The sequence below is a fragment of the Acinetobacter calcoaceticus genome, from assembly GCF_900520355.1.
Taxonomy (GTDB): domain Bacteria; phylum Pseudomonadota; class Gammaproteobacteria; order Pseudomonadales; family Moraxellaceae; genus Acinetobacter; species Acinetobacter calcoaceticus_C.
This window is the reverse complement of the sequence record NZ_LS999521.1, coordinates 2,344,232-2,366,417: the sequence shown is the minus strand read 5'-3', so window position 1 is coordinate 2,366,417 and position 22,186 is coordinate 2,344,232. Positions and strand designations below refer to the sequence as shown.

15 protein-coding genes are annotated in these 22,186 nt (G+C 40.7%); 8 read left to right on the top strand and 7 right to left on the bottom strand.

Annotation, left to right across the window (positions count from 1 at the left end):
• Window positions 1-203 precede the first annotated feature (203 nt).
• Both AC2117_RS11335 and AC2117_RS11330 read left to right on the top strand, forming a co-directional pair.
• Complete coding sequence (locus tag AC2117_RS11335) at window positions 204-2,006, top strand: acyl-CoA dehydrogenase C-terminal domain-containing protein (protein ID WP_133974167.1); 1,803 nt, start codon at window positions 204-206, stop codon at window positions 2,004-2,006.
• 197 nt (window positions 2,007-2,203) lie between these two features.
• Entirely contained in the window at window positions 2,204-3,007 is an 804-nt protein-coding gene (locus AC2117_RS11330) for a thioesterase family protein (RefSeq protein ID WP_197730908.1), read from the top strand.
• Between the two features lie 73 nt (window positions 3,008-3,080).
• On the opposite strand, the gene AC2117_RS11325 is transcribed toward AC2117_RS11330, so the two are convergent.
• Window positions 3,081-6,563, bottom strand: coding sequence for an indolepyruvate ferredoxin oxidoreductase family protein (locus AC2117_RS11325; protein ID WP_133974165.1), 3,483 nt, complete (start codon window positions 6,561-6,563; stop codon window positions 3,081-3,083).
• Between the two features lie 205 nt (window positions 6,564-6,768).
• Between AC2117_RS11325 and AC2117_RS11320 the strand changes: the two genes are divergently transcribed.
• On the top strand, window positions 6,769-7,710 hold the full coding sequence (locus AC2117_RS11320; RefSeq protein WP_133974163.1) for a LysR family transcriptional regulator: 942 nt from the start codon (window positions 6,769-6,771) through the stop codon (window positions 7,708-7,710).
• 261 nt (window positions 7,711-7,971) lie between these two features.
• Here AC2117_RS11320 and AC2117_RS11315 read toward each other — a convergent pair whose 3' ends face one another.
• From AC2117_RS11315 to AC2117_RS11295, 5 genes are read right to left on the bottom strand one after another with little or no spacing between them, the layout of a single operon-like run.
• Window positions 7,972-8,874, bottom strand: coding sequence for a hydroxymethylglutaryl-CoA lyase (locus tag AC2117_RS11315; RefSeq protein WP_133974161.1), 903 nt, complete (start codon window positions 8,872-8,874; stop codon window positions 7,972-7,974).
• The gene (locus tag AC2117_RS11310; protein WP_133974159.1) at window positions 8,871-10,862 is read right to left on the bottom strand and encodes an acetyl/propionyl/methylcrotonyl-CoA carboxylase subunit alpha; all 1,992 of its coding nucleotides are present in this window, start codon (window positions 10,860-10,862) and stop codon (window positions 8,871-8,873) included. The genes AC2117_RS11315 and AC2117_RS11310 overlap by 4 nt, the downstream gene beginning before the upstream one ends.
• An 11-nt stretch (window positions 10,863-10,873) precedes the next feature.
• Window positions 10,874-11,677, bottom strand: a complete 804-nt coding sequence (locus tag AC2117_RS11305) for an enoyl-CoA hydratase/isomerase family protein (protein WP_133974157.1) — start codon at window positions 11,675-11,677, stop codon at window positions 10,874-10,876.
• Window positions 11,678-11,686: 9 nt separating this feature from the next.
• Window positions 11,687-13,288, bottom strand: coding sequence for a carboxyl transferase domain-containing protein (locus AC2117_RS11300; RefSeq protein WP_133974155.1), 1,602 nt, complete (start codon window positions 13,286-13,288; stop codon window positions 11,687-11,689).
• A gap of 24 nt (window positions 13,289-13,312) precedes the next feature.
• Window positions 13,313-14,485, bottom strand: a complete 1,173-nt coding sequence (locus AC2117_RS11295) for an isovaleryl-CoA dehydrogenase (protein WP_133974153.1) — start codon at window positions 14,483-14,485, stop codon at window positions 13,313-13,315.
• A 144-nt stretch (window positions 14,486-14,629) separates the two neighbouring features.
• On the opposite strand from AC2117_RS11295, the gene AC2117_RS11290 reads away from it, so the two are divergent.
• From AC2117_RS11290 to AC2117_RS11270, 5 genes are all read left to right on the top strand, one after another.
• On the top strand, window positions 14,630-15,247 hold the full coding sequence (locus AC2117_RS11290; protein ID WP_227549194.1) for a TetR/AcrR family transcriptional regulator: 618 nt from the start codon (window positions 14,630-14,632) through the stop codon (window positions 15,245-15,247).
• Between the two features lie 110 nt (window positions 15,248-15,357).
• Window positions 15,358-17,052: an AMP-binding protein gene (locus tag AC2117_RS11285; RefSeq protein WP_133974151.1), complete on the top strand. Its 1,695-nt coding sequence runs from the start codon at window positions 15,358-15,360 to the stop codon at window positions 17,050-17,052.
• Window positions 17,053-17,124: 72 nt separating this feature from the next.
• Complete coding sequence (locus AC2117_RS11280) at window positions 17,125-17,796, top strand: class I SAM-dependent methyltransferase (protein WP_133974147.1); 672 nt, start codon at window positions 17,125-17,127, stop codon at window positions 17,794-17,796.
• A 278-nt stretch (window positions 17,797-18,074) separates the two neighbouring features.
• Window positions 18,075-19,358 (top strand): DcaP family trimeric outer membrane transporter, encoded by a 1,284-nt coding sequence (locus AC2117_RS11275; RefSeq protein WP_133976333.1) that lies wholly within the window; start codon window positions 18,075-18,077, stop codon window positions 19,356-19,358.
• Window positions 19,359-19,455: 97 nt separating this feature from the next.
• On the top strand, window positions 19,456-20,811 hold the full coding sequence (locus AC2117_RS11270; RefSeq protein ID WP_133974144.1) for an MFS transporter: 1,356 nt from the start codon (window positions 19,456-19,458) through the stop codon (window positions 20,809-20,811).
• Window positions 20,812-20,855: 44 nt separating this feature from the next.
• On the opposite strand, the gene AC2117_RS11265 is transcribed toward AC2117_RS11270, so the two are convergent.
• Window positions 20,856-22,094 (bottom strand): SGNH/GDSL hydrolase family protein, encoded by a 1,239-nt coding sequence (locus tag AC2117_RS11265; protein ID WP_133974142.1) that lies wholly within the window; start codon window positions 22,092-22,094, stop codon window positions 20,856-20,858.
• Between the last annotated feature and the right edge of the window lie 92 nt (window positions 22,095-22,186).

Below are 22,186 nucleotides of genomic sequence, written 5' to 3'. Positions count from 1 at the left end.
GTATATTTAATAATTTTATTTAAATACAATATTTTAAATATTTAATGGATGTTTTTACTTATTAAATTTTATGAAAATAGTGAAAACTAGTTTTGCTATAAGAAATTTTTTGATATTTTGGTGGAGTTGAAAAAATAAAAGTCTATTCAAGGAAAAACATATCTGCCTGCATGAAACAGACAGTGAAGTGAAAGGGAAAAACTATGCCTTTATACAAAGCTCCATTACGTGATATGCAATTTGTTCTGCATGAAATGCTTCAAACAGAAGAGAACTACCAACGTTTAAGCAAATATCAGGAAAGTGTAAATCGAGAATTAATTGATCAATACTTAGAGGCAGCGGCAGATTTCTGTGAAAATGAATTGGCACCTATTAATCAAAATGGCGATCAAGAAGGGTGTCATTTAAATCAGGGCGTGGTGACTACACCAAAAGGTTTTAAAGAAGCCTACCAAAAATATGCCGAACTTGGGTTTACCTCACTAACCGCCGACCCTGAATATGGTGGGCAAGGCTTACCAACGCTATTACGCATTGCGATTTCTGAAATGTTGTGTGGTTCTAACTGGGCTTGGGCAATGTATCAAGGTTTATCTCATGGTGCGATGAGAACAATTGAACATCATGGAACAGAACAGCAAAAGCAGAAATTTTTAACCAAGTTAATTAGTGGAATCTGGACTGGAACCATGTGTTTAACCGAATCACATGCAGGTTCAGACCTCGGTTTAATTAGAACCAAGGCTGAACCAAATCCAGACGGTAGTTACTCTATTACTGGAGAAAAAATTTTTATATCGGCAGGTGAACACGATCTTTCTGAAAATATTATTCATATTGTTTTAGCTCGATTACCTCAGGCACCCGCAGGCACAAAAGGTATTTCTTTGTTTATCGTGCCTAAATTTAATGTAGACGATGAAGGTAATTTGCAAGATCGCAATCAGGTCGTCTGTAGTGCCATTGAACATAAAATGGGTATTCACGGAAATGCCACCTGTGTTCTTAATTTTGATGGTGCTCAAGGTTATTTGATTGGTCCGGAAAATCGTGGGCTTAATTGTATGTTTACCTTTATGAATACGGCACGTATTGGCACGGCAGTACAAGGGCTCGCTGCTTCTGAAATTTCATTTCAAGGCGCGTTAAGTTATGCCAAAGAGCGACTCGCCATGCGTTCATTATCTGGTCCAAAATATCCAGAAAAGAATGCCGATCCGATTATTGTGCATCCTGCCGTGCGTTCAATGTTAATGACACAAAAAGCATTTGCTGAAGGTGGACGTGCGCTGGCTTATTTTCTAGCTCAACATGTAGACATTGTTGAAAGTTCAGCCGATCAGGAGCAGCAAAAACAGTCCGATAATCTACTGGCTTTTTTAACGCCTATTGCTAAAGCGTTTTTAACTGAGTCTGGTAATGAGTCTGCAAAACATGGTGTTCAGGTGTTTGGTGGGCATGGGTTTATTGTTGAGCATGGAATGGAGCAAATTGTACGCGATGCCCGCATTTCAACATTGTATGAAGGAACAACCGAAATTCAGTCTTTAGATTTGCTTGCACGCAAAGTTCTAAAGTCGGAAGGCAAGCTCTTAAAGAATATGACGGATCTAATTGATCAATTCATTATTCAATATCAATCCAATGAAGTGCTGAAACCTTATTTAGAAAAATTAGGTGAACTTAAGCAACAATGGTTATCGCTCACTAAAACAATTGCCGAAAAAGCGAAGCACAACCCCGAAGAAATTGGTGCTGCTTCTGTAGATTATCTTTATTTTTCGAGTTACGTCGTGTTTGCCTATCTTTGGGTTCGAATGGCTCAAGTTGCCCATGAAAAATTAGAGGCGAGTACACAAGAGGAAGCTTTTTATAAAGCGAAACTAAGTACAGCTAAGTTTTTCTATCAAAAACTTTTGCATCGTACCCAAAGCCATGCAGCTGCAATTGAGTCGGGGGCTGAATCTGTTATGGAGCTTGATCAAGAGGCTTTTGCATTCTAGTAAATAGTAGTTTTTGAGAATCAATGGGTGGGATTTTCATGTGGAATTTTACCCATTGATTAAATTTGTAACTTTAGACTCATGAGTTTTTGGTAGGAAAAACCAGTTGAGCCAAAGAAATAGAGGGTTAACATAAGCATTAAAACGTGAATTTTCATCAAATATTGATGTTGGATAAGGACTACGGAAAGAAAATCATGAATGCTTATTATCAATTACTGAATAGAACCATTGGTCCTCAAGGTGAAGTTATTGCTCATTATTGCTCAACTGTTCATGCACAAGGAGCTTGGAATCCTCATGAACAGCACATGGCACCTGCAAGTGGCGTAATCGCAGCAGAGTTAGAGCAGTTTTCACCACGACAAGATATGCGAATTGGTCGAATTAGTTTTGATATTTTCGGTCTTATTGCATTTGGTGAATTTACAATTAAGACCCAAGTGATTCGTGCCGGAAAAACAATTGAGCTGATTGAAGCTGAAATGCAAGCACAAGGTAAAACTTGTATTGTTGCCAGAGCATGGCGAATGTGTACTCAAGACAGTTCCGATATTGCTGGGCTTGAAGATCAGCCAGTTCATCATCCAGACTCTTTTACAGAGTGGAAGGGTATGAAAAGATGGCCGGGTGGTTTTATTCAAACACTAGTGACAAAAATTAATGATCAGCATCGAGCAGGTAAAGGCATTGTTTGGCTAAATAATGATAAAGAAATGGTTGAAGGGCAGCCGACCACAGATTTCGCACACTTAATTGGAATGGTGGATACCGCAAACGGAATTGTACCAAGACAAGAAGGTGAATTTACGTGGGGGTTTCCAAATCTTGATTTGCAAATTCACATGCATCGTTATCCGCAAGGTAAATGGTTAGGTTTGGAAACTGTTCAGCAATATGGATCGGATGGCATTGGCTTAACAAGTGCAGTTTTACATGACCTCTATGGCCCATTTGGAAGAAGCGAGCAGATTTTGACTTTACGTAAGATGACCAAATAAATATTTGAATCCATAAAAAAGTCATCCCTGAGGATGACTTTTTTATTTCGAGTTTTAATTTTTAAGCAATTTATTAGCTACGAACTTTAATCAGTGTTGGTGTAAGTTCATCCCAACGTACTTTTGCAGCGTCCATTGCTTTCATTTTGATATGTCCATAACCACGTACTTCTGCTGGTAATTTTGCAATTTCTTCAGCAACAGCCAAGTTATGATTTTCTGGAGCTTCAACAAGTGCTTCAACAAATGCGATGTAACGGTCACGCCATGCTTGTTCGTGTTGACGCTCTTCTTGGCGCGCAAATGGGTCGAGGAAAGTTTCACGGAGCCATTGCAAGCGAGCAAGCATCATCATTGGGAAACGCATCCAGTAACCAAACGCACGTTTACGCACATTTTTCAGGCCACCGAGTAACGCTGGTGGAGCAAGATGGTATGTTAAACGTAAGCCTTTGCCGAACTGTGTTTCAATCGATTCTTTGAAGCTTTTGCCTGTTAACAAACGTGCAACTTCATATTCATCTTTATACGCCATGACTCTGTATAACTGAGTTGCGATGGTGCCGGTTAATTCTTCTGGTAACTTTTTAGCAGCCAGTTCTACAAGGGTACGGTATTTAGTTGCGTAAGCGTCATTCCAATATTCTGTCAGACGAGCAGAGCGGTCTTCAATAAGTTCAGCCAAGGTTTGCGGTGTTTTGGTTTTTGGCATTGCTGCGAGTAAACGTGCAGCTAAAGTTGGATCACTTGCAAGGTGACAACCCACACGGAAAGCTTCAAGGTTCTTTTCAACTGCCGTACCATTTAACTTAATTGCTTTTTCAATGCTTTCACGTAATAGCGGGATGCGGCCAGATTGCCATGCCATACCTAGTAATAACTGGTTGGTATAGATTGCATCGCCCATTAGTTGTGTTGCAATACGAGCTGCTGGTAGAGAAACCAGTTGACCTTGATGAACATGACCACGAAGACGATCAATTAAATCGGTAATCGGTGCAAACCAGTCACGAGATTTAATAAATTCAGAAGTAGGCGTGCTGTCTTCATTAACAATGACTAAAGCATCATCTCTTAAGCGAGAAAGAGCTGCACTACCACCCGCGACTACGGCATCGGCACCAATGAGTAATTCACATTGTCCTGCCGGAATTTTGGTAGAGGAAATTTGATCATCACTTGCTGCAAGTTGTACATATGAATAAACCGTACCGCCTTTTTGAGCAAGTCCAGCCATGTCCATAACACGTGTTGCTTTACCTTCGAGGTGAGCTGCCATACCAAGGAGGGCACCAATAGTTACAACACCTGTACCACCAATACCACCGACCATAATACGACTTGGAACATCATATAACTGAGGAATGATTGGTGATGTCGGCCAGCCTGCGCCAATTCCTTCAAATTTTGCTGGACGTTTCATATCACGTGTATGAACCGTCACAAAACTTGGACAGAACCCTTCGGCACAAGTGAAGTCTTTATTACAACTACTTTGGTTAATTTGACGTTTAGTACCTAAAGCTGTTTCTACAGGTTCGATAGATAAACAGTTTGATTTTTTCGAACAGTCGCCACAGCCTTCGCAAATATCACTGTTAATGTATAAACGCTCAGCTGGGTCAGGGTAGGCATCATGTTTACGGCGACGGCGTTTTTCACTTGCACAAGTTTGTACATAAATTAAAGCGGTAACACCCGAAACTTCACGCAATTCACGTTGAACAGCATCGAGTTCATTGCGGTGGCGAATTTCTACACCTGGTGCAATACCATCTTCTTCGTTTAACAGTTTAACTTCATCAGTCACAATGACTTGTTTCTTAATACCTTCGGCATCGAGTTGGCGAGTTAATTGTGCAACGCTCAAATGCCCATCTACATGTTGACCACCCGTCATAGCGACAGCATCGTTGTAGAGGATTTTGTAGGTAATATTAGTTTTTGCAGCGATAGATTGACGGATTGCTAAGTAACCCGAGTGGAAATAGGTTCCATCACCAAGGTTCGCGAAAATATGTTTTTCATTAGTAAAGTGCGATGCACCCACCCAGCTTACACCTTCACCGCCCATTTGAGAGAAGGTTTCGGTACCACGGTCAAGCGAAACAGCAATATAGTGACAACCAATACCACCCAGTGCTCGGCTACCTTCAGGGACTACAGTTGATGAGTTATGTGGGCACCCACTACAGAAATAAGGTTTACGCTCGGCAAGATCAATAACACGTTTTGATTCTTGCTCTGCTTTTAGTAATAAGTCGATTCTATTTTGAATTTGTACTTTTAAGTTTTCTGGAATATCTAGTTTTAAGAAGCGAGTAGCCAGCATTTTTGCAATAGGTTCAGGTTGAAACTCATAGTGACCAATGAGCGGTGCTTCTTCAATAGAGGTACTCCATTCACCTTTACCATCAGTTGCTTTACCAATCACATGTGGGCGTTTGCCATCAGGAAGTGAGTAAAGCTCATCTTTAATTTGTGTTTCAATAATTGGACGTTTTTCTTCAATGACAATCAGTTCTTGCAAGCCTTCTGCAAACTCACGAACACCTTGAGGTTCTAAAGGCCAAATCATTCCAACTTGGTAAACACGTAGCCCAAGCTGTTGGGCAGTTTCATCTTCAATACCTAAAATACGTAAGGCTTCAATTGTATCTAAATAACCTTTACCACTTGCGGCAATACCGATACGGGCATTTTCACAAGGCCATGTTACGGTATTAATTTTATTAGCACGGGCATAGGCCAAAACAGCAGGTAAGCGATATTTATAAAGACGTTCTTCTTGTTGAATGCCATGGTCTGGCCAACGAATATTAACGCCGTCGGCAGGGAAATCGACATCTTCTGGTATAACTGGGGTGACTCGGTTTAGATCAACATGAACTGAAGCGGAAGTTTCCACAATTTCACTGACCAGTTTCATTGAAGACCATAGGCCAGAAAAACGTGAAACTGCAATGGCATGAACACCAAAATCTAAAATCTGTTGAACGGATGTTGGATAAAAAATTGGAATACCGCAACCAATCATGACATGTTCTGATTGGTGAGGGATTGTAGAAGATTTACATGAGTGGTCATCACCAAATAAGGCAACCACACCACCACGTTCAGAGGTACCAGCTAAGTTAGCATGACGGAGCACATCGCCTGAACGGTCAACACCTGGGCCTTTGCCATACCACCAAGAAGACACTCCATCATATTTGCCTTGACCTGAAAGGTTAACTTGTTGGGTGCCCCAAATTGCAGTAGCAGCTAAGTCTTCATTTACACCAGGTTGAAATACGACATTATGGGATTTAAGTAATCCTTCAACTTGCCAAAGGAAACTATCATAGTTACCAACAGGGGAACCGCGATAACCAGAAATAAAACCAGCAGTATGATAGCCATTGATTGCATCACGGCGAGTCTGGGCAAGAGGCAAGCGAACAAGCGCCTGAATGCCAGTCATATATGCTGTACCGTTATCACTTATATATTTATCTTCAAGTGACACATCCTTTGTTGCAATAATATTTGGAGTGACTTTTGTAGCGATGTTCATTTATATCTCCTTAGAATTTTTAGTAGTTCGAACTACTTTCTTTTTTCAACATCCAGTTGAATATTTGGAGCAAGTGACATACAAAATAAAAAAAAGATCGGTTCCTCTTCTTAAAAAGAATTAGTGCCAATGTATGTACATTTAGTCATTGTGGTTGATCTAAACTGGTGCAACAATCCGTAATTTAGGAAAAGATATTTACGTTATGCGCAAAAATCTCGATGGTGGACTATTGCATGCAATGCATGCATTCCTGAAAGTGATTGATAGCGGGAGTTTCACGGCAGCAGCTGAGCAGATGGATCTGACCACAGCACAGGTTTCACGTCTTATCAGCGAGCTAGAAACACGCTTAGGTACAAAACTCATACAACGATCGACACGCCAGCAGGCACTGACCGATATTGGTGCGGCTTATGCGGAACGTTGTCGTCAAGTTATTTCAATGGTGGATGAGGCTGAATCAGAAGTCGCTGGAACCGCTTCAAAACCTAAAGGACGTTTACGTGTATTAAGCATGGGAAGCTTTGGGCATCACTATGTTTTTCCAGTCATGGCCGAATTTTGCAAAAATTATCCAGAGTTAACGGTTGAATATACGACATCGCAGTACGTTCCAGATCTGTTGGCGAAAGGGGTGGATGTAAGTCTCTATCTCACTGAATCTTTAACAGATTCCCGCTTTGTTGCTCGCAGAATAGGCACTATTTTTTCTGTTTTATGTGCTTCACCTGCGTACTTAGAGAAACATGGAAAACCTGAGTCACCAGAAGATTTAAAAAATCATGCCTGTTTACGCTTGGTAAACCCATCGATTACAGCAGATTGGCACTTGTTAAATGCAAATGGTGAGTCTTATCAAATTGATATTGGCGGGCAACTCATTGCAGATAACCCAGAGTTATTATTAGATGTGGTGCAACAGGACATGGGTGTGGCCTTATTACCGATGTTTTCGGCCTTAGAGGCAGTTCAGAATGGAAGATTATGCCATATCTTGCCAGAGTGGCGTTCGCCCGATATTGGGGTTTATACCTTATTGCCTTCACGCCATTTTATTGATGCAAAAACACGTGCATGGTTGGATTGGGTGGAAGAATATATTTCGCCAAGAATTGAAATGGATGCATCTTATTTTTATAAATAATAAGATAAATTTTTTAAGGACTAAGCTAGAAAAGGATGAAGAATAAGACGGATTAGAATAAAAATAGGGTAGAGAATGCTTCTGTTGAGAGGGGCATTTAATACAGAGATTAATTCAAAATTTTAAATAAATTGCATAAAGAAATTTAGTCCCAATTCATGAATAGAATGAGATAGAAAGTAGACGCGATGATCTGGTACTTAGCCTAATATATTCAGCCTTATACCAGATACTGAGCTATTTTAATTATTGAATTTATTGTTACGCACACTTGGTTTGCCAATAAGCATTTGCATAATTCGACAAGCTTTTTCGGTTTAATACATTGCTAATATTTTGGCTGGCTTGCATCAGTTTTTCTAAGTCGATGCCAGTTTCAAACCCCATGTGGGATAGTAAATAGAACAAATCTTCAGTCGATACATTGCCAGAGGCACCTTTGGCATAAGGGCAACCACCAAGTCCCGCAAGGGATGAATCAAAAACGCGAATGCCTTGCTGTAGGGACTGATAAATATTGGCAATTGCCATGCCATAGGTATTGTGAAAATGTCCTGCCAAAACCTTGCTGTCTAGTTCAGAGAGGCACGCTTGCCAAACCTTTTGAACTCGATCTGGCGTTGCAGTGCCAACGGTTTCACCTAAAGATACTTCATAGCAGCCCATGTCATAGAGCCGTTTAACAACTTTTACCACTTGCTTAGGTGCAATCGCGCCTTCATACGGGCAATCGACAATACAAGAGACATAGCCGCGCACACGTATGTTATGTGCTTTCGCTGCTGCCATGACATCACTAAATTTTTCAAAACTTTCATCAATAGAGCAGTTAATGTTTTTACGAGTAAAGCTTTCAGAAGCTGCGGTAAAAACCGCAACCTCTTTGCATCCTACCGCTTGAGCCATCTCAAAACCTTTGATATTTGGAGTAAGCAGACTAAATTGCACATCTGTGGTCTGCGGTAACCGCTTAAATAGCTCATCACTTTGAGCCATTTGCGGCACCCATTTTGCCGAAACGCATGAACCTACTTCAATTGATTTTAGGCCCGCTTTTATCAAGTCATTAATAAAGTTTAAGCGTTGTTCAACTGTTAAAGCCTGCTTTTCATTTTGGAGACCGTCTCTGGGGCCGACCTCCACAATTTTGACAAACTCACTCATGCAACTTCCTCCTGAGCAGGCTGAAATTCCACAAGCTCATCGCCAGCTTTGACCTGATCACCAACTTGGAAATAGGAGTCTACAATCAAGCCGTCTTTAGGAGCTCGGATGGTGTACTCCATTTTCATGGCTTCAAGCGTCATTAAAATATCGTCTTTTTTCACGCTATGATTTGCACTCACCAGAACTTGCGTGACTACACCCGGCATTGGTGCTTTTAAGTGGCCTTCATCGGCTTGGCTATCTGCCTGATTAAAGTCTTGGCGAATATAAGCAAACTTATAGCTTTGCCCATTTTGGAATAGCGTAATGCCTTGCTGACTTTGATTAAAAGATAGCTTTTGCTTAGTACCATCAATTTGAACAGAGGCAGTATGTGAATCAATCAATTGACCAGAAATAGGGTAGCTTTGTCCGTTATATTCTGCGGTAAAACCGTGCTCATTTGAGGCAAATTTGATTTGGAAATTTTGGTTTAAATAGTTCAGTTTAATACTGTGCTGATAGGTAATATTTAAACGCCATAGCGGTTGAGCCTGCCAAAGCTGTTTTTGGCTTGAGCTGTTGTTGTTAAGTTTACTTAAAAACTCAATAAATGCTGCTGCCACCACAAGTTCTGGTTTGATCTCTTCAGGGCTAAACAAGAAGTTTTGTTCGCGTTGAATCAGGTTGGTATCAAGCTTGACTTGTTTGAATGAGTCGCTGCGAACAATCTTTTCAAGAAATGCAATGTTGTTCCCTAAACCGTCAACATGGAATTGACTTAAGGCATGTTGCATTTGAATGAGTGCAGCTTCACGATTTTTACCCCATACAATGAGTTTGGCAATCATAGGGTCGTAATACGTCGTGATTTCGTCGCCTTCAACAATACCGCTGTCTACACGCACATATTGGTTTTGAGTTGGGTAGTGCAAATAGTCAATTTTACCAATTGCAGGTAAAAAGCCTTTTTCAGGTTCTTCGGCATAGATTCGTGCTTCGAGCGCATGCCCGTGAATCTGCAATTCGTTCTGTAGTTTTGGTAAAGGTTCGCCATAAGCTACGCGAAGTTGCCATTCAACCAAGTCTTCACCGGTAATCATTTCAGTCACTGGGTGCTCGACTTGTAAACGGGTATTCATTTCCATGAAATACGCCGTACCATCTTGTTCCACAATAAACTCGACCGTACCTGCACCGACATAATCTACGGCACGAGCAGCATCAATTGCAGCTTGACGCATTGCATCAAGCTTTTCGCTCGGCATTTGTGGAGCAGGGGCTTCTTCTAGCACTTTTTGGTGACGACGTTGCACAGAGCAGTCGCGCTCAAATAAATGAACATAGTTGCCATGTGTGTCACCAAACACTTGTACTTCAATATGACGCGGTTGAATCACATAGCGTTCAATCAAGACATCATCATTACCAAAACTTGATTTGGCTTCACGTTTACACGAGGCTAAGGCATGCAGAAAATCTTCACTGCGCTCAACCAAACTCATGCCTTTGCCACCACCGCCAGCACTGGCTTTAATTAAAACTGGATAGCCAATTTGGTCTGCTTGTTGTTTTAAAAAGTCGGCATCTTGGTTGGTTCCGTGATAACCCGGTGTTAAAGGGACGCCTGCTTTTTCCATTAAAGCTTTAGAGGTCGCTTTTAAGCCCATTGCTAAAATGGCATCGACTGGTGGGCCAATAAAGCAAATGTTGTGTTGCTGGCAAGCAAGTGCAAACTGATCATTTTCGGATAAAAAGCCGTAGCCTGGATGGATCGCTTGGCTACCTGTGTCAATGGCAGCTTGAATAATGCGGTCAGCTTGTAAATAACTTTGAGTAGCAGGCGACTGACCAATATAAATCGCTTCATCTGCAAGTTTGACATGTTGTGCATTTGCATCTGCATCTGAATAAACAGCAACTGTTGCGATACCCAGTTTTTTTGCGGTACGAATCACACGGCAGGCAATTTCACCACGGTTCGCAATTAAAATCTTTTCAAACATGATGATTGTCCTTAATTGTTGTTATTTGAGTTAGAAACCCAAGCAGGCTGTTGTTTATTTAAAAAGGCACTCAGACCTTCTTTTGCCTCGCTACCTTGACGGACTTGAGCAATATGATGTGCTGTCTGTTGCAGCAAGTTATTGCTCATTGTCTGGTTACTCACCATTTGAATGAGTTGTTTTGATGCCGCTTGAGCGTGCGGGCCACCGAGTAATAGAGCATCAATAATTTCTTGAACTTTTCTGTCTAAGTCTTCCGCATCTGCGACTTCATGTGCCAAGCCAATTTGTTTGGCGTCACGGGCCGAAATACGTTCAGCAGTTAAGAAGTAACGAGAGGCTTGTCTTGCACCAATCGCACGAATCACATAGGGACTAATGGTAGATGGCGCAAGGCCTAAACGCACTTCAGAGGTTGCAAACTTGGCATCAGTGCTGGCAATGCAAATGTCACAAGCCGATGCCAAGCCCATACCGCCACCAAAGGCAATGCCATGAACACGGGCAATAGTTGGCTGTTTAAGCGTTGCAAGTGCATCTAACATTTGCGCGAGTTTTAGAGCATCTGCTTCATTTTCTTCTGAAGATGCTTGACCTGCCTGTTTCATCCAATTCAGGTCAGCACCTGCCGAAAAACTTTTGCCACGACCCGCTAAAACCAGAACACGAATATCATCACGTGTATTAATTTGATTAAAGCAGGCATGTAGCTCTTCAATCACTGTGGTATTGAAGGCATTGTGTAGTTCAGGGCGATTTAGCCAAACATAGGCAACTTGACCTTGTTGTTCGAGTTGTAAAAATTGATAGCTCATATACACCTCTTACATGCGGAACACGCCAAATTTGGTTGGCTGGATTGGAGCATTCATTGCAGCAGCAAGGCTTAAACCAAGTACTTGACGGGTTTGAGCTGGGTCAATTACACCGTCATCCCAAAGACGGGCAGAAGCATAATATGGATGGCCTTGGCGCTCGTATTGCTCACGGATTGGTTGTTTAAACTCATCTTCTTGCTGAGCTGACCACTCGGCACCTTTTTGCTCAATTTGATCGCGTTTTAAGGTTGAAAGTACGCTGGCTGCTTGTTCGCCGCCCATCACTGAAATACGAGAGTTCGGCCAAGTCCATAAAAAGCGTGGTGAATAAGCGCGTCCACACATGCCGTAGTTACCCGCACCAAACGAACCGCCAATAATAAGCGTTATTTTAGGAACATTTGCAGTGGCAACAGCCATCACCAGTTTAGCGCCATGTTTGGCAATCCCTTCATTTTCGTATTGGCGACCTACCATAAAGCCCGTAATGTTTTGAAGGAATAACAAAGGAATATTGCGCTGTGTGCACAGTTCAATAAAGTGCGCACCTTTTTGTGCAGACTCGGAAAATAAAATTCCGTTATTGGCAATAATGCCGACTGGCATACCATAGAGTGAAGCGAAACCAGTAATCAGTGTTGAGCCAAACCGTGCTTTAAACTCATCAAAACGAGAGCCATCTACAATGCGTGCAATCACTTCACGAATATCAAAAGGTTTACGTGCGTCACTTGGCACCACACCATAGAGTTCAGATGCGTCAAAAAGTGGTTCATCAATTTGCTTGTTTAAATCATTTGGCTTTTTATTTAAGTTCGCGACAATGTTCCGTGCAATCGCAATCGCATGTTCATCATTTTCTGCTAAATGGTCAGCCACACCTGAAAGACGTGTGTGTACATCACCACCACCTAAGTCTTCACTGCTCACCACTTCGCCAGTCGCAGCTTTTACCAGAGGAGGGCCGCCTAAGAAAATGGTGCCTTGATTACGCACAATAATCGTTTCATCAGACATGGCGGGTACATAAGCACCACCTGCGGTACAGCTTCCCATTACGACAGCAATTTGGGCAATACCTAGGCTCGACATACGTGCTTGATTATAAAAAATACGCCCAAAGTGATCGCGGTCTGGGAAAACTTCATCTTGCATTGGTAAATAAGCACCACCCGAGTCCACCAAATAAATACAAGGCAAGTGATTTTGTTCGGCAATTTCTTGTGCACGTAAATGCTTTTTGACTGTAAGAGGGTAATACGTTCCGCCTTTAACCGTTGCATCGTTGGCAACGATCATGCAAGTTATGCCGTTCACTTGACCAATACCTGCAATCACACCCGCAGCAGGAACATCATCTTCATAAACATTGTACGCTGCCAATTGACCAATTTCTAAAAATGCCGTTCCGACATCAATCAATTGATCAATACGTTCGCGAGGTAAAAGTTTCCCTCTAGCCAAATGTTTTTGACGGGCATTTTCACCACCACCTAAAGCGATACGTTGGGCAACTTGTTTTAGATCTGTGACCAATGTTTGCATGGCTTGCTGGTTTGTTTTGAAGTCTTCACTTCGAACATTAATCTTGCTTTGTAATTGGTTCATAAGATGCGTCCTTATTTATAATTATTATTTGGTTTCATTAAATAGTTCGCGGCCAATCAGCATGCGGCGAATTTCAGAGGTCCCAGCACCAATTTCATAAAGTTTTGCATCGCGCCATAAACGACCAGCAGGGAATTCATTGATGTAACCGTTACCGCCCAAAGTTTGGATTGCTTCGCCTGCCATCCATGTGGCTTTTTCAGCAGAATATAAAATGGCACTTGCAGCATCTTTACGTAGGCTGCGGTCATGGTCGGCTTTGTCACAAGCAGCACCAACCGCATAAACTAATGCTTTACATGCCAACCACGTTGAATACATATCGGCAAGTTTGCCCTGCATGAGCTGGAATTCACCTAAAGCCTGACCAAATTGTTCACGTTGATGTAAGTAAGGAATCACCACATCTAAACAGGCATCCATAATTCCTAAAGGTCCGGCACTTAAAACCGCACGTTCGTAGTCCAAACCACTCATGAGTACTTTTGTACCATTACCCACGCCACCAAGTACGTTTTCGGCAGGCACTTCTACATTGTCAAAAAACAGGGGGTAAGTGTTAGAGCCACGCATACCAAGTTTGTCTAAATGGTTACCATGACTGAAGCCTTTCATGTCTTTTTCAACTAGAAAAGCAGTCATACCTTTTGCACCAGCTTTAGGGTCAGTTTTTGCATAAACTACAAGTACATCTGCATCACCGCCGTTTGTGATCCACATTTTTGAACCATTCAAAACGAAATGATCACCTTTTTGCTCAGCACGTAATTTCATGCTAACCACATCAGAACCAGCATTGGGTTCAGACATAGCAAGGGCACCTACATATTCGCCAGAAATCAGTTTTGGTAAATATTTCTGTTTTTGTTGCTCGTTACCGTTTCGATTAATTTGGTTTACACATAAATTAGAATGAGCACCGTAAGAGAGGCCAATGGCTGCCGAAGCACGAGAAATTTCTTGTAAGGCAATAATATGAGCTAAGTAACCCATATTGGCACCGCCATATTCTTCAGAAACCGTCATACCTAAAAGGCCCATATCTCCGAATTTTTTCCAGAGATGTGCAGGGAATTTGTTGTCTTGATCAACTTGTTGGGCAATTGGTGCAATTTCCTTTGCACAAAATGCGGCTACTGAATCTTGAAGCGCAATTAAAGTTTCATCTAGACCGAAATTCAAGCTGCGGAGGTTCATGATATTTTCATCCTATTGGTTATATTTGTTGTCCATAAAATATTTTGTGGGTATTTGATATGTACCATACAATGATTTTTTAAAAAAGTGAATACAGATTCATAAAATGATTTACAATTCATTTTATTTGTTAGAGAATAAATTATGAGCTATAAACGATCATCTTTAATGCAAGAGCGGATGGAGCAAAATCGTAAGTCGATTTTGAGTTCAGCCAGAAAATTAATTTCAGAGGGAGGGTTTAAAGACGCACAAATACAAACAATTGCAGAGCAAGCGGGTGTATCAAGTGGTCTGGTTTATCGCTACTTCGATAATAAAAGCCAAGTGCTCATTGAGGTTTTGTCTGAGGCCATTAACACAGAACTATTGGTGATTGATTCGATTACCGAAACTGACTTATCGGCAAAACAGAAATTACATAAGGCTGTGGCAACTTTTGTAAAACGGGCACTCAATAGTCCTCAGCTTGCATATGCACTCATGTTTGAACCTGTAGATTCATCGGTTGAACATGAGCGTTTTCGTGTGAAGCAGTTGATTAAACAAAGTATTAAAAAAATACTTGCAGATGGAAATGCAAGTGGTGAGTTTATCTTGGATGATTTAAATACAGCAGCACTTTGTGTTGTTGGTGCAATGACCTACGTGGTCGTTGAACCCCTTGATCCTGCTCAAAATACAAAGTTTGATCATGCGCACAAAGACTATTTTTCAAAACAGATTGCTGACTTTTGTGTGGATGCTGTGCAGAAGAAATAGGGCATATAAAGGATAAACATTACAAAGTAGGCGGTTTGGAAAAGTAGTTGCAGTAACAACAATTAGATCAGGTACGAAGAGAATTACAAAGAATCAAGGAGAATGATTCAATGCAACAAGAACGGTTAAGCTACGCCTCGGGACCAAGCACACAGCCCTTATTGGGTATGACCATTGGTGAACAATTTGATCAGGCCTGTCAGCAATATGCAGAAAAGGAAGCAATTGTCAGTTTTCATCAAAACAGACGGTTAACCTATAAAGCTTTACAGGATGAAGTAAATGCCTTTGCTTGTAGCTTGTTGAAATTGGGATTAAGAAAAGGAGATCGGTTAGCCATCTGGTCGCCTAACTGTGTGGAATGGACAGTTACCCAATTTGCAGCTTTTAAAGCAGGCATTATTTTAGTCAATCTTAATACAGCTTATAAAAGTCATGAACTTGAATATGTGTTGAATAAAGTCTCATGTAAAGGATTGATTATTGCTTCTCAATTCAAAACCACCGATTACCAAGAATTACTCACAAAAATTGCCCCTGAGTTAACCAACAGTTCTGATAAAGTGCTCAGTTCAGAACGACTGCCACATTTAAAATTTGTCATTAAAATTGATGACCAGCAACATATCGGTATTCATCGTTTTAGCGATTTAGTTACAACACCAAACTCCGAGCAGCTTGAACAATTAAAACAATTAGCGAAGCAACACCAGTTCGATGAAACCATTAATATTCAATTTACCTCAGGTACAACGGGTAACCCCAAAGGGACCATGTTGACCCATCATAATATTTTAAATAATGGTTACTTTGTTGGCGAAGGGATTCGTTTAACCCCTCAAGATAAAGTCTGTATTTCTGTGCCATTGTTCCATTGTTTTGGCATGGTCATGGGAAATTTGGCCTGCGTTACACATGGGGCAACCATGGTCTATCCATCGGCGGTATTTAATCCTTTAGAAACGTTAAAAGCGATTCATCAAGAACGTTGTACGGCAGCATATGGCGTACCAACCATGTTTATTGCAACCTTAGAACACGAACAGTTTAATGAGTTTGATCTATCGAGTTTAAGAACGGGCATCATGGCAGGCAGCCCGTGTCCACGTGAAATTATGCAGCGGGTCATAGACCGAATGCATATGTCTGAAATCACGATTTGTTATGGCATGACTGAAACCTCGCCAGTCAGTGTACAAAGCTCGGTAAATGATTCAATTGATAAACGAGTAAGTACAGTTGGGCATGTTCATCCGCATGTTGAAATTAAAATTGTCGATTTAGAAGGACAGATTGTTCAGCAAGGAACTTTGGGCGAGCTATGTGTTCGTGGTTATTCAGTGATGGCTGGCTATTGGGGCGAAGAAGAAAAGACAAAAGAGGTCATTGATTCAGCTGGCTGGATGCATACGGGTGATATTGCAGAAATGGACCAAGACGGCTTTATTAAAATTAAAGGTCGTATTAAAGACGTCGTGATTCGTGGTGGGGAAAATCTCTTTCCTAAAGAAATTGAAGACTTTTTATATACCCATCCCGATGTGAGCGATGTGCAGGTAATAGGCTTGCCAGATGCGAGATATGGCGAAGAACTCTGTGCTTGTATTATTTTGCATGAACATCATCAAATTGATGAAAATAGTATTCGTCAATTCTGTAAAGAGCATATTTCCCATAATAAAGTGCCGCGCTATGTCCGATTCTTTAATGAATTTCCAATGACTGCTTCAGGCAAAGCCCAAAAGTTTAAGTTACAAGAAATTATGCGTGCTGAACTTAATTTGACAGGAAATGTCTTTGACTAAACAAGCCAAAAGCCCAGTCAAAATGCAGCAAACTATAAATTGAAAGGCAGTTTAAATAGAGGATAAAACAAAATGGCAAAAGACTTTAATAGCCCAAAAGTAGTCGAAGGATATGATGAGCATATCCGTAAATTAATTCCGGGTTATGAAGTGATCCATCAACAGGTGGATGCCATTTTGCAATCAGTGTTGAAACCGAACTCTCACATATTAATTGTGGGATGTGGCACAGGTTATGAACTCGAATATTTACTTAAAAGACATCCGAACTGGAAATTTACAGCAGTTGATCCATCTTTAATGATGCTTCAAAAAGCCCAAGAACAGGTTGAACTTTTAGGTAAATCTTCACAAGTGACTTTTGTACATGGGGAAACTTCAGCTTTGCCTCTTGAAAATTGCTTTGATGCTGCACTGTCTATTCTTGTGGCGCATTTTATTGCTGATGATATAAAACCTGCGTTCTTTAAAGATATTTATGATCGCTTAAAAGAAAATGCTGTTTTGCTCACCTACGATTTAATGACGTGTATAAACCCTCAGCAGCTTCAAGCTTTACGTTATTTATGCTTGGCACAAGGCTTAACTGAGGAACAATGCCAGAAAATGTTAGAGCGTATGGCTCAAGACTTTTTTAGCCTAACCACAGAAGGTTATATAAAACTTTTGCAAAAGACTGGCTTTGAAAGCGTGCAGTCTTATGCACAGGTTCTGACTTATCAGGGTTTTATTGCAAAAAAATAATGCCAGTAGAGACATAGGAATGTTGTCTTAACACCTAAATATTCTCAATGAGGAAGAGAATATGAAAACTGAAAAAAATAGAAGAACTCGCTTTACTTAAAACAAATTAAAAAGTGGTCCTAATGCCGCTTTAGGGAGGTTTTGTCTAAAAAATATGATGGAAGGTCTTTCTTGAGAAAGAAAGTCAAATTTTCAAGGACCTATCTAAATAGTTACATAACAAAAAGGATGTCGAGATCTTTGAGTCAATTTAAAGATCAAAAAAGGAAAGTTTTATGATAAATGCTTTAAATACAACGGTTCAAAAAAGCCTATTGGCGGTTTCTGTGACCCTGTTTGTGTCTTCTGCCTTTGCAGCTCAAACAGATCCTGAAATAGAACAACTTCGACAAGAAGTGAAAGAACTACGAGCTATGCTACAAGCAAATATACAAGCTCAAAAATCTTTATCGCAAGGACGAGTTGAACTAGCAACTTCTGCAACTCCTCAAGCTGCGCAGCCAATACAGCAAGGGTTAACTAAGTCTGGTGCAGAATTTAACCTCTATGGATATATACGGGCAGATGCTTCTTATCAAATGAAGGGCGCATCTACGATGTATAACAACATTAGCGGGGTTCCACTCGAAAATACTCCTGAAGAATCTGCTCAAAAAGACCAGTTGCACAGCACAGTTAATGTGACACGCTTTGGGTTGAATTTTAAAACTCCAACAGCCGTGGGTGATGTGGGTGGAAAGTTAGAAATGGACTTCTTTGGGGCAGCCACTCGTGATCAGTTCCGTATACGCCATGCTTATTTAACTTTTGATAAATGGCTTATCGGTCAAACGTGGTCGACATTTATTGCACCAGAATATTATCCAGAAACGATTGATGCAGGCACATTTGTAGGTGGAGCATTATTAAGATCACCGCTGGTTCGCTATAGCGACAACTTAAGTGCGAATACAAGCTTTGCAATATCGGTTGAAGATCCGAAATATACCGCTACATCAGACCCTGATAATAAAATGCGTTTACCTGCTTTGGTAGGGCGCTTAAATCATAAATTTACCAATGGTTCAATGCTATCAGGTCGTAGTTTTATGGCTGAAAAGAGAACCAATAATGATGAAGAAGTGGCTTGGGGTGTAGGCCTAGGGGGGAAATATCAGATTACGCCAGATACTTTGCTGAAAGCGGATTACTACCATGTCAAAGGAGATGGACGTTTCCTACTATGGAGTAACAGTGGCTATGCAATAGATGATCAAAACAATATACATAACAATGAATTTGACACTGTTTCATTGGGCATAACTCATCAGTTTACGCCACAAATTCGTTCAACCTTAGGTTATGGCTATATGAAAGCCAAAGATGATAACCGTTTTGCCGAATTACAACGCACTAGCACGACTCAAAACAAAGAACTTTGGCAGGGCTGGGTGAATGCACTTTATAACCCTTACAAACCAATTACTTTGGGTGTCGAATATGTTTATGGCGAACGCGAAACTTTTGATGGCCGTAACGGGACTGATAACCGCTTTAACATGATGGCGAGTTACGATTTTTAATTAATTCAATAAAACCTTGAATAATCTGTTTTTCTTTAGGGTGCAGTATGTCGTTTTAAAAAATTGAATATGAATTTATCTCACAGGAGGTGAGTAAATGCCAACATCTAAATTAAATGTAAATGAAATTATTGATCAGGCCAAATTTAGATCTTATCACTGGAGTATTTTGCTTTGGTGTTTATTAATTATTATTTTTGATGGTTATGATCTGGTTATTTATGGTGTCGTGCTACCTTTGCTGATGCAAGAGTGGTCATTGACGGCTGTACAAGCAGGGATGTTAGCGAGTACGGCTCTATGCGGAATGATGTTTGGAGCAATGTTCTTTGGAACTTTGGCAGACAAAATAGGCCGTAAAAATGTGATTTTAATTTGTGTCGCTCTTTTTAGTGGCTTTACCTTTTTAGGTGCTTTTGCATCAAGCCCACTTGAGTTTGGGGTGCTTCGATTCTTAGCGGGACTAGGCATTGGTGGAGTCATGCCAAATTTAGTTGCACTCACATCAGAATATGCACCCAAACGTATACGCAGTACCTTAGTGGGGACCATGTTTAGTGGCTATGCCATTGGGGGGATTCTTTCAGCATTGATTGGCAGTTATTTGGTTGAAAGTCAGGGATGGCAAATTATGTTTTTGATTGCAGGCATCCCTTTATTTTTGCTGCCTGTTATATGGAAGTTTTTACCTGAGTCTTTAACCTTTTTGGTTAAAACTGGTAAAACGGAACAAGCACAGCGCATTATTCAAAAAATTTCACCTGAACAAACCATGACGATCAATACGCAGTTAGTGCTTAATGAAGATAATGTTCCAGCAGGTAGTTCTGTAAAAGGATTATTTCAACAAGGCCGCGCATTCAATACACTCATGTTTTGGTTAGTTTTCTTTATGTGCTTACTCATGGTATATGCCTTAAGTAGCTGGTTACCAAAACTCATGCTTGCCGCAGGGTATTCACTCGGAAAGAGTATTTTATTCCTATTTGCCCTAAATGTCGGTGCAATGATCGGTTCGATCGCTGGTGGTATTCTTTCTGATAAATTCCATTTAAAACCTGTAATTATGGTAATGCTGCTAGCGGGTGTTGTGGCATTAATCGGTTTAGGCTTTAACTCACCAGCCTATGTTTTATATGGTTTGGTGACTGTTGCAGGAGCTGCAACCATTGGTACCTCAATTCTTCTTTATAGCTACGTTGCTCAATATTATCCATTAAGTGTGCGTTCTACTGGAATTGGCTGTGCTTCCGGTGTTGGCCGAATTGGGGCAATTGTTGGGCCAATCTTAACGGGAATGTTATTAGGATTGGAATTGCCACATACGATGAATTTTGTGATGATCGCAATTCCTGCAATTCTTGCTTTTTTAGCAGTCATGATGTTGAGACGACATGCTATTGAGAGACCAACCATTGCACCAAAAATTACTGCTGAACTAGAGGGCGGTTAATAAAAACTGGTACAGGTGGGAAAATACCTACCTGTACCTACATTTTATTTCTTAAGTAATAAGTTTAAATGAACCAGATTTGCCATTTGTTGATTACCGCGATCATTGGGATGCAAATGATCACCTGAGTCATAAATCGGGCTTAATCGATCAGGATGTTTCGGATCTTTCAGACCTTGATCAAGATCAAGTACGCCGTCAAATGTCTGACTGGTTCTTATCCAATCATTAATTTTTTTACGTAATTGATCTTTATCAAGTTGATAATAATTGTCTAAAGGGGTGTTAGGTAGCGCACCTGCAAAAGGTGGTAGGGTTGCCCCAATCACCTGAATACCCTGACGATGTGCTTCACTCACAAGTTGTTTATAGCCTTGAGTTAATGCTTCAAAAGACGGTATTTCTTGTTTAGGAGCAAAAGCTGTACCCGGCCATGAAATATCATTAATACCCACCAGAACAATTAACGTTTTGATGCCCGAATATTGGGATATCTCATTTTTTAAACGTTTTAAAGCACTGTCGCCCATACCATCTGTGAGTAGTCGGTTTCCTGAAATTCCACTATTAATCACGGCCACTTGATGAGGTGATAAACGCTTGGCTAAAAAATCAGTCCATCTACTATTGGCATCTAAAGTTGCAGTAGCACCATCGGTAATTGAGTCTCCAATGACTGCAACCACATGAGCTTTGTGTTTGGGCTTCACCTCTATTGCCGACAGTAACAACCTTGCTGTTGTTGTTTGAGCATTGAGGGGCGTAACGACATTATCTGTCTGGTTTCCCGCAATGAGCCAGCTCGTTTGTTTAGCATCCCAATGGAAAGTTTTAAAATGGGTGGGCTTTTCAATAAATGTATTTACTAACAATTTACTATGGTTAGGAACAGGCAGGGCAATTGGGTCACTCAAAAGCTGTTTACCTGGCAAAATTTCGGCTGTGGCTTGTCCAGAAAAATGAACAGGATAAAGTTTTTTTGCTTGAATATTTTTCCCATTCATTAGCCCGACCGTTGTTTTTTTAATATGAAGCGGTTCGTTTCCATATTGATTGGTAAATACCAATCGAATTGATTGACCACCTAAACTAATTTGGCTGATTTGTCGGATTGTTTGGTTAGATAATTGCTCAGGAATATGAGTAGGGAAAATAAAGTTCTTATCCCAAACTATTTGTGGGCTAGCAGACCAACTGGTGACCCATTGACTCGTTTGTACCTCTGCTTGTGCTACGGTAGAAAATAAGGCTAAAGACAATAAAGCGGATTTATAAAGTTTCATCTCGTGAATCCTTTAAAACGAATTAGAGTCATCTTGAAACAAATGAGTGGCTTGTTATAGCGGTCTAAGCGGAATAAGATTTGTGAATATAA

What these genes read in the sequence shown, in the direction of transcription:
- AC2117_RS11335 (WP_133974167.1), top strand. Translation starts at nt 204, where the DNA reads ATGCCTTTATACAAAGCTCCATTACGTGATATGCAATTTGTTCTGCAT.
- AC2117_RS11265 (WP_133974142.1), bottom strand. Translation starts at nt 22,094, where the DNA reads ATGAAACTTTATAAATCCGCTTTATTGTCTTTAGCCTTATTTTCTACC.
- AC2117_RS11270 (WP_133974144.1), top strand. Translation starts at nt 19,456, where the DNA reads ATGCCAACATCTAAATTAAATGTAAATGAAATTATTGATCAGGCCAAA.
- AC2117_RS11295 (WP_133974153.1), bottom strand. Translation starts at nt 14,485, where the DNA reads ATGAACCTCCGCAGCTTGAATTTCGGTCTAGATGAAACTTTAATTGCG.
- AC2117_RS11300 (WP_133974155.1), bottom strand. Translation starts at nt 13,288, where the DNA reads ATGAACCAATTACAAAGCAAGATTAATGTTCGAAGTGAAGACTTCAAA.
- AC2117_RS11290 (WP_227549194.1), top strand. Translation starts at nt 14,630, where the DNA reads ATGAGCTATAAACGATCATCTTTAATGCAAGAGCGGATGGAGCAAAAT.
- AC2117_RS11315 (WP_133974161.1), bottom strand. Translation starts at nt 8,874, where the DNA reads ATGAGTGAGTTTGTCAAAATTGTGGAGGTCGGCCCCAGAGACGGTCTC.
- AC2117_RS11310 (WP_133974159.1), bottom strand. Translation starts at nt 10,862, where the DNA reads ATGTTTGAAAAGATTTTAATTGCGAACCGTGGTGAAATTGCCTGCCGT.
- AC2117_RS11305 (WP_133974157.1), bottom strand. Translation starts at nt 11,677, where the DNA reads ATGAGCTATCAATTTTTACAACTCGAACAACAAGGTCAAGTTGCCTAT.
- AC2117_RS11320 (WP_133974163.1), top strand. Translation starts at nt 6,769, where the DNA reads ATGCGCAAAAATCTCGATGGTGGACTATTGCATGCAATGCATGCATTC.
- AC2117_RS11330 (WP_197730908.1), top strand. Translation starts at nt 2,204, where the DNA reads ATGAATGCTTATTATCAATTACTGAATAGAACCATTGGTCCTCAAGGT.
- AC2117_RS11325 (WP_133974165.1), bottom strand. Translation starts at nt 6,563, where the DNA reads ATGAACATCGCTACAAAAGTCACTCCAAATATTATTGCAACAAAGGAT.
- AC2117_RS11285 (WP_133974151.1), top strand. Translation starts at nt 15,358, where the DNA reads ATGCAACAAGAACGGTTAAGCTACGCCTCGGGACCAAGCACACAGCCC.
- AC2117_RS11280 (WP_133974147.1), top strand. Translation starts at nt 17,125, where the DNA reads ATGGCAAAAGACTTTAATAGCCCAAAAGTAGTCGAAGGATATGATGAG.